The sequence below is a fragment of the Streptomyces sp. NPDC019396 genome, from assembly GCF_040632375.1.
Classification (GTDB): Bacteria; Actinomycetota; Actinomycetes; order Streptomycetales; family Streptomycetaceae; genus Streptomyces.
Map to the genome: position 1 here is coordinate 1 of NZ_JBEYBS010000062.1, position 6,688 is coordinate 6,688.

The 6,688-nt window shown below is 68.5% G+C and carries 10 protein-coding genes and 2 pseudogenes; 9 read left to right on the forward strand and 3 right to left on the reverse strand.

Annotated features, from left to right (window positions below; genetic code table 11):
* The 6 genes and pseudogenes from ABZ532_RS31030 to ABZ532_RS31055 form a co-directional block, all read left to right on the forward strand.
* Nucleotides 1-124: pseudogene (locus ABZ532_RS31030) on the forward strand (IS630 family transposase); the annotation flags it as partial.
* A gap of 138 nt (nt 125-262) precedes the next feature.
* Nucleotides 263-1,135 carry an alpha/beta hydrolase gene (locus ABZ532_RS31035; RefSeq protein ID WP_361291216.1) on the forward strand — a complete coding sequence of 291 codons (873 nt, stop codon included), beginning with the start codon at nt 263-265 and terminating at the stop codon, nt 1,133-1,135.
* 47 nt (nt 1,136-1,182) lie between these two features.
* Complete coding sequence (locus ABZ532_RS31040; RefSeq protein WP_361291218.1) at nt 1,183-1,425, forward strand: hypothetical protein; 243 nt, start codon at nt 1,183-1,185, stop codon at nt 1,423-1,425.
* Nucleotides 1,397-1,861 carry a hypothetical protein gene (locus tag ABZ532_RS31045; protein WP_361291221.1) on the forward strand — a complete coding sequence of 155 codons (465 nt, stop codon included), beginning with the start codon at nt 1,397-1,399 and terminating at the stop codon, nt 1,859-1,861. Before ABZ532_RS31040 ends, ABZ532_RS31045 begins: the two co-directional genes overlap by 29 nt.
* A gap of 78 nt (nt 1,862-1,939) precedes the next feature.
* Nucleotides 1,940-2,128 carry a hypothetical protein gene (locus ABZ532_RS31050; protein ID WP_361291224.1) on the forward strand — a complete coding sequence of 63 codons (189 nt, stop codon included), beginning with the start codon at nt 1,940-1,942 and terminating at the stop codon, nt 2,126-2,128.
* A 409-nt stretch (nt 2,129-2,537) separates the two neighbouring features.
* Nucleotides 2,538-2,738: a hypothetical protein gene (locus ABZ532_RS31055; protein ID WP_361291227.1), complete on the forward strand. Its 201-nt coding sequence runs from the start codon at nt 2,538-2,540 to the stop codon at nt 2,736-2,738.
* A gap of 311 nt (nt 2,739-3,049) precedes the next feature.
* On the opposite strand, the gene ABZ532_RS31060 is transcribed toward ABZ532_RS31055, so the two are convergent.
* Complete coding sequence (locus ABZ532_RS31060; protein WP_361291230.1) at nt 3,050-3,250, reverse strand: hypothetical protein; 201 nt, start codon at nt 3,248-3,250, stop codon at nt 3,050-3,052.
* 1,141 nt (nt 3,251-4,391) lie between these two features.
* Between ABZ532_RS31060 and ABZ532_RS31065 the strand changes: the two genes are divergently transcribed.
* Both ABZ532_RS31065 and ABZ532_RS31070 read left to right on the forward strand, forming a co-directional pair.
* Complete coding sequence (locus tag ABZ532_RS31065) at nt 4,392-4,655, forward strand: hypothetical protein (protein ID WP_361291233.1); 264 nt, start codon at nt 4,392-4,394, stop codon at nt 4,653-4,655.
* Nucleotides 4,656-4,663: 8 nt separating this feature from the next.
* Nucleotides 4,664-5,029 carry a fic family toxin-antitoxin system, toxin component gene (locus ABZ532_RS31070; RefSeq protein WP_361291241.1) on the forward strand — a complete coding sequence of 122 codons (366 nt, stop codon included), beginning with the start codon at nt 4,664-4,666 and terminating at the stop codon, nt 5,027-5,029.
* Between the two features lie 403 nt (nt 5,030-5,432).
* Here the strand turns inward: ABZ532_RS31070 and ABZ532_RS31075 are convergent, their stop codons facing one another.
* On the reverse strand, nt 5,433-6,038 hold the full coding sequence (locus ABZ532_RS31075; protein ID WP_361291236.1) for a dihydrofolate reductase family protein: 606 nt from the start codon (nt 6,036-6,038) through the stop codon (nt 5,433-5,435).
* A 189-nt stretch (nt 6,039-6,227) separates the two neighbouring features.
* Between ABZ532_RS31075 and ABZ532_RS31080 the strand changes: the two genes are divergently transcribed.
* Entirely contained in the window at nt 6,228-6,383 is a 156-nt protein-coding gene (locus ABZ532_RS31080; RefSeq protein WP_361291239.1) for a hypothetical protein, read from the forward strand.
* On the opposite strand, the pseudogene ABZ532_RS31085 reads toward ABZ532_RS31080, so the two are convergent.
* Nucleotides 6,373-6,688: pseudogene (locus ABZ532_RS31085) on the reverse strand (hypothetical protein); the annotation flags it as partial. The gene ABZ532_RS31080 and the pseudogene ABZ532_RS31085 overlap by 11 nt on opposite strands.

The window sequence follows — 6,688 nt, forward strand, 5'->3', positions numbered from 1 at the left end:
GGCCCTCGACCACCTCGAAGCCCTCGTCCGCAACCGGCTCAAACGCCTCCAGTACCGGCTCGACACCCTCGACGGCTTCATAACCGGCACCGGCCTGACCCTCGATCATCCACTCTCACCTTGACGCGCCGAAGTCAGTAACGGAGGCGGACCGAAGCCGACGGGGCAGTCGACCGCTCGATCTGTGTGAAGCGATCCGCTGTGACGCGGCGGAGCGCCGCTCCTGCCGGGCCGGTGTGCGTTCCCGCCGTAGCCTCTTCCCATGACAAGCCTTTACCTCGCGGACGGCCGGACACTGGAATACCTGGTGGCCGGTCCCACAGACGGGACGCCCCTGGTTCTGCATAACGGCACGCCGTCCGCGGCCATGGTCTATGGACAGACGGTCGCGACTGCCGCGCGGCACGGCTTGCGGGTCGTGGTCCACAGTCGGCCCGGATACGCTGGTTCGTCGCCGAAGCCCGGTCGTACGGTCGCCGCAGTGGCGTCCGATGTCGCCGCCATCCTGGACGAGCTTGATGCCGACAGGTTTCTGACCGTTGGCTGGTCCGGCGGCGGGCCGCACGCCCTCGCCTGCGCCGCGCTGATGCCCGGCCGATGCCTGGCAGCAGCTACTGTGGCCGGTGTTGCTCCCTACGGCGCCGAGGGCCTTGACTGGATGGGCGGCATGGGGGCGGAGAACATCAAGGAGTTCGGCGCGGCCGCCGCTGGCCAGGAGCCTCTGGCCGCCGTCCTGAATACCCAGGCCTCCAGTCTGGCCGAGGTGCAAGCTCACCAGATTGTGGCCGCGATGAGCGATCTGGTGTCCGATGTAGACCGAAAGGTGCTTACCGACGAGTTCGCCGATTACATGGCGGCGATGTTCCGGGAGGCTGTGTCCAGCGGCATCGCCGGCTGGCGCGACGACGACTTGGCCTTCGTCGCTCACTGGGGATTCGGCCTTGACACCATCGAGACCCCGGTCTCGGTCTGGCAGGGTGCCGAGGATCAGATGGTGCCCTATGCCCACGGCCGCTGGCTAGCGAGTCGGTTGACTGGTTCCACCGTCCACCTAGAGTCGAACGAGGGTCACTTCTCGCTCGTACTCAATGCGTTCGACGACATCGTCACCGAGCTCACCAGGCACCTAGTCTGAGCGGGCTTCTGTTTACCACTCAGCACCTGCGGGTCCTGGTCGCGCTCATGGAGATCCGCGGCGAGATGCCGTGGGAGGACGGCCAAGTCCACGAATGGGATCCGGACCGTCCAGGCTGCCCCTACCGGATGCTGTCCGCCTACCTCGACGAGTTCCTCTCCGCCGCCCGCAACGGCGACTACGGCACAGAGATCATGGACCTCGCGGAGCTCGTGTCGGTCAAGGGCCGCAAGTACGCGGTCGGCGAAGAAGGTCGGCGACATGTTCAAGGCCCTCGGCATCCCTCCTGAGCACATCCCCGACCCGCTTCCCCGCTCCTTCTCCCCGGCCGAGGCAGGACGGATCGAGCGCGTGATGCGCGGCGAGCCCGAGCCGCCGGCCGACTCCAACACCGGCGGCGCGGGCTGGATCGTCGAAGGCACGCAGCCGGACGTCCTACGCACGCTGTTCATGGACTTCAAGGCTGGCATCGACGGCTACTTCCCCGACACCGTCGCCACCCTGACCGACCACGAAATCCGCGAGCTCGAAGCCCGCAACCTGTGGTTCGACTGGACCGAGCCTCCCCGGCCCGGCGAGTTCGGACCCGAGCCCGACGACGAGGACCACGAGGCCCCGACGAAGGGCGGCAATCGCCGCGGCGGCGGGAAGTCCGCCGCGCGCCGCGACGCGGTCACCTCTCCCCGCCAGGCACTGGAGGCCATCAAGAACCTCTCCGGCGTCTGACACCCACCCCGCACCCAACACCGCAGGGCCCGGCCGCACCGGCCGGGCCCTGCTCACATCTGGAACGACACGCCGCAAGTGGCCACATCGATCTCCGCCGCCGTCCTGCTCGGCATCGTCGTCTTCGTCCTCATACAGGGCGGGTTCGTACGCCTCGGACCCGCCTTGGCCTGCGCCGCGTTTGGCTCCATCCTCGCCCCCACCGGCGCCGCGCCCATCATCACCCCCGCGATCAACGCCATCAACGACTGGATCTCCAGCATCTGACCCCGCTCCGGCTGCTGGCGTCGAAGGCCGCCACCCGCCCCGCGTCGTCGAAGCCACCAGGAGTCCCGATGCCCCGGACCCACCCCGCCACAGACCAAACGGCCACAACCACCCAAGCGCCCGAGCCCCCGGCGAAACTGACCCTCGAGGAACGCCTGACGCTCATCAACACGGAGATGACCGCACGCCTGGACGAAGCAGCCGTCGCCTACGAGGTCAGCACCGCCCACATCGACACCAGCCCCATCGTCCTGGCCGACGTCGTCACTGGCCCTATCGACACCGGGCCCGCCCCGCTACCGGAGCTGTACCCGACGCCAGTGGCGGCCCTTCTTCAGCGCGCCCAACACGCCTGCTCACCGGCGGCTGGTGCTCCGGTGCGCTGGTCGACGAGGACGGTGCCCGCTGCATGCTGGGGGCGATCCGGGTCGAGGCCCGCGGCGACAGTGGCCTGGAAGCCAACGCGGCCGCCGTGCTCCTGGACGCGATCCGCCGCGAGTTCGGTGACGTCGGCTCCGTGCCGACCTTCAACGACGCGCACGGCTCCGGCCACATCCCGCTCCTCATGGTCGAGCACGCCGGCGGCTTGGCCGACGCCCGGGGCCTCTGACCCCCTGCTTCGCACCCGAACCCCTCGTGGCCGGGTGCGGGCCAGGCCGTCCGGCCTGCGCTCGGAGCGCATTTGAGCACGGGCGCAAGGAACCCGATTCAGGGATATGCATACACTCGAAATGCATACTCGACCGACGCGCAAGCGGCCGGGAGAGCGGTGGCCAGGTCGCCAAACTCAGCCCGCCGTCCCCTGGCCTCCCAACGCTCCAACCGGAGCAGGGGGTCGGAAGCATCGTCCCTCACGACCGCGAGGAGCAGCACCATGACCCCCCACCGATCCGACGACATCGACAAGGCCCGCGAGCACCTTCAAAAGGAGCTCGCCGAAGCCAAGCCAAGAGGGACCGGATTTTCGAAGAACTCGACAAGGCCCGCGAAGCCGCCGAAGCCGAGTTCTGGAAGACCGTCGACAGGAAACTCACCGACGCCTACCACGGCGCCCGAACCGACGCCGTGAAGACCCTCGGCTTCACCCGCGACCACATCCTCAAGAAGACCAAGCAGTACCACTGACCCACCATCCCGGGGCCGGCCGTCAGGTCGCCATCCACTCAGTCGGCCGCGCCCCGGTCCCGCGCCACCCCCCTGGCATGCCTCGGCCGACCGCACGCTCCAGCCCCAGCCGATGCTTGGACTCGGACTCTCGCCAGCCCTCGCCCTGACGCGAGTGATCATGGCCTCCGAGTTCCGCCTCTGAAACGACCGTCAGGGTAGGCCCGAAGCGCCACAGGCGGAACTCGGGCCACCGAAGCCGCCGCCGTTGTGCCTCGCTGTACGCCGACCTCACCACCCGAAACCACTGCCCGAGAGGACCCAACAGCTGATGTCCATATGGCCTTCGATCGTTGCCGTACTCGGTACCCTGGCTGGTGCCCTGACGGCCGGACTCCTCCAGCACCGTTCGGCACGTACTGCACGCGCCGAGCGGCGCACCGACATCCACCGCCAGGACCAGCTCGGGGCCGTCACCGACTTTGCGGCCGCCCTGGGCGCGCACCGCTCGGCGATGTTCCATCGGGAGCGTCTGGCCCTGACAGAGGCTGGCACCGAGCACCAGCTGGAGGCTCAGACAGGTCCCACGACACCCGGGCGGCTATCACCGCGCCCCATATCCGCCTGCAGGTTCTGGTCCCCGAGCTGGCGGGCCCCGCCCAGCAGGCCGCAGATGCCACGTACGCGCTGCGCAAGGCCACCGGCCGCACCGAGCTGGATGCCCAGCGGCATGCCGCCAAGGAAGCGTCCGCAGCCTTCGTCGCCGCGGCCGCCACGCTGCTGAGCCCCAGCAACCGCTGACTGAGGCGAACCACTGCCGACACCCGGCCGCCGTCCTGTGGTGCGCCTACAGCACTCGTGTGCTCCTTGGCGGGGGTTCCCATCTTGGCGTCGGTGAGCAAGGACAGCCCCACCACGCTTCTGTCAATCAGGTTAATCGCCGCAGGTCAGCGCTGGGCAGACGACTGGATTCGCTGTCCAAGGACAGGTGACCAACAAACGTTGCTGGCTCCCCGGCGATAAACCAGCTGCCCGTCCCGCCTCGGCCCGTGCTGCGCCATCGCCGCGGACCGAGGCGGACGCTAGCGAGCACCTGCCGGCCCGGATCGGGAGCGGACAAGGTCTGGATCACCTGCTACCAGCCTGCTACCTTGTCGGTATGAGCAGTGACAGGAAGCAGACCCAGCTCCGCCTGGCACCCGACGTGCTTGCCGCTGGCAAGGACGCCGCCGCCGCCCGCGGCCTGGACTTCAACCGTTACGTGGAGCGCCTCATCACCGAGGACACCACCGGCGCCCGAGCCGCGGGAATGTCGGCAGCCCAGCGCCTTATCGACACCCACGGCGCCTTCCTCGATGGCCTGGAAGCAGAGCTCGATGCCCAGCATGGACCCGCGCCCCAGAGTCGGGGCGCCGCTGCGTGAGTTTCTCCCTGCACGTCGATCTGTCTTGGATCCTGGAAGTCGCTGAACGCGCCGGTCACCGTGACCCCGCACCCGATGATCTCGGGGTGCCGATCTCCGCCGTCGAGCGGCACCGCGCGGAGTTGCTCGAACAGCCCGTGTACGGCGGCCCGTACGCTCGGGCCGCCGCGCTCGTGCACACGCTTGGCCGCTGCCGGTGGCTCGAACGCTCCAACCTGGCCGTCGCCTGCGCGGCTGCGGTCATGTACCTCAACGCCAGCGGAATCCCCGCCGATCCAACCCGCGAGCAGCTCACAGCACTGGCGCATGAGTTGTACGACTCACGGTGCACCGCCGCCCGCATCGCCGAGCAACTGCGCACCTGGCGGTCGTGAGCGGACGGTCCTGCCCTCGACGCATGGGTGCATGGGTCTGGCGTCGCCGGTGGGCGAGCCGGTCCCCGGGCCCATCAGTGATCGCTACCCGCCGAGCTACCAAATGGGGCACGGGGCGGGACCGGGAGACTCTGGGATGACAAATGTGACTGAGTTGGCCCCATCGGCCATGTAGAGCGCTCAGCTCGCGAGGCTCTGCCCAGGAAAGCGTCCAGCGACGCATCCGTATCCGAAAGGTGGATCTTTGCGGAGACTTCGGCCTGGGAGGGCGTACATGGGCTGACCTGCGACGGCTCGGGGCCAGGTGGACCGAGCGTCCTGACGTCGGCGGCCCCCTATCAGGACTTGCTCCGCACCCGCCGGCGCCGGCCTGGCGGCCGTCCAGACCGGCGGACGGGGCACGTCACTCAGGGACGCCGAGCGGCGGGTGCTCGAGCACGCGGGGCTTGTATTCGACCAGCTGGATGCGGCCGTCGAAGGTGCGGTGCTCGATCATCTCGAGGGCAACATCCGGATAGCCGTCGTAGATGCGTTCTTCGCCTGTAGCCCCGGTGATCACCGGGAACATCACGACCCGGAAGCGGTCGACGAGTCCGGCTCGTAGCAGGGACCGGCACAGGCTGAGGCTGCCGATTGTGCTGAGGAGCGCCGAGCCACTCGACTTCATGGCGCGGACCGCCTCGACGGCGTCGTCGCGGACGAGCGTGGAGTTGGCCCACGTCAGTGGCTCCTCGAGTGAGGAGGAGAACACCACCTTGGACGCTTGCGTGAGCTCGTCGACGGACGCCTCTTCTTCGGGCCTGAACTCGTCTTGGCCATTCGGGACGTCGCCTGCGGCGAAGCCCGACATAAGGCAGTAGGTGTTCGCTCCCATCAGGTAGGTGGCCTTGGGCTGCTCACCGAGCCATGCGAGGTACTCCGGGCCCTCGAGGCCCCAGAACCCGGGCCATCCCTCTCCCGATGCGTGGCCGTCGAGCGAGGTGATGAAGTCGACGAGAAGCTCCGACATGGCGGTGTCCCTTCCTGGGGTGTCACGAGCTTGGACTGGCCGGGAGTCACAACCTCATCGGCCGCGCGGTGCAGTAACGAGAAAACCCGTGACGCTGCAGCCGATCAGATCGGCGGAGCGCCACCGGCGAACGGCCCGGGCCAACCGTCACGCTCAGCCGGGCCAGCAAGGAGCGCGAGGGGCTGACCGATGTGTTCTACCCGCGGTAGAATCGACGGGAGCAAGCCGACGAGTATCAAGACCAGCGAGGAAGTGCGCGACAGGCTGCGCGTCCTCGCCGACGAGCGCGGCACCACCATCACGGAGCTGCTGGAGGAGCTCGCTACTCGCGAGCTTACGCCGTGACCTCCTGCTCGGTGTACGGCCGCAGTCGTTCCGCGGCCAGCGCCCACGACGCCCGCCCAGCTCCGCCGGACTCGTGGCGCAGCAGCGCCTGCCCGTCCCGCCGGATCACCGTCACGGCCGCAATCGCCGGATGCCGCTCGGCGATCTCGACGGCATCGGCCAGCGCGCGGAAGCACTGGTCGTGCCCGGGCCGGGAGGTGAAGCGGGCATACGAGTTGGTGCGTGATAGCGGGTGGGGCGTGTTTGCCCTGATCACGGCGTCTTTCACATGGTGATGTTGCGGTCGGAAACGAGGCTGGCAATGG